General features: G+C 73.0%; 1 protein-coding gene and 1 pseudogene. Both read left to right on the forward strand.

Annotation, left to right across the window (positions count from 1 at the left end):
• Positions 1-137: pseudogene (locus tag AOK22_RS43380) on the forward strand (TerB family tellurite resistance protein); the annotation flags it as partial.
• A 170-nt stretch (positions 138-307) separates the two neighbouring features.
• Positions 308-518, forward strand: a 211-nt coding sequence (locus tag AOK22_RS43385; RefSeq protein ID WP_244165241.1) for a hypothetical protein, incomplete at its 3' end; no start/stop codon positions are given.

Below are 518 nucleotides of genomic sequence, written 5' to 3' on the forward strand. Positions count from 1 at the left end.
AGGGCGCCCGCATCGCCCTGGCCGACGGCCCCTACACCCCGGCCGAACGCGACGTGCTCACCACGGCGGGCTGCGCCCTGACGATCGACACGGACGAGGTGGCCCGCCTCCTGGTGGCGGCGCGGACACCGTCCTGAGGGATCGTTTTCGCGGGGTCCGTGCGCGAGGGATACTCCGCCGGGTGTAATCCCCGCCCCCGGCCTCCCCGGGGCGTACCCCTCAACTCGCTCCCGGGTCCGACGGATTGGGCGGGGCTTCCCGGAAGGGTTGACGCGGAACACGTCATCCCTGCCGAAGGAGGCCCGTCATGGGGGTCGCACCGATCGATGTCGCGTCGCGGAGGCGAAGGCGGGCCGTGCCCTGGGGGCTGCTCGGGTTGTGGGTCGTCGTCATCGCGCTGGCCGCCCCGTTCGCCGCGAAGCTCGCCGACGTGCAGAAGGACCGGCCCGTCGACTACCTCCCGGCGAGCGCCGGGTCCACCGAAGTCGCGAAGATCCAGGAACAGTTGCCCGGCGGCG

This window comes from Streptomyces silaceus (genome assembly GCF_001419745.1).
Classification (GTDB): domain Bacteria; phylum Actinomycetota; class Actinomycetes; order Streptomycetales; family Streptomycetaceae; genus Streptomyces; species Streptomyces silaceus.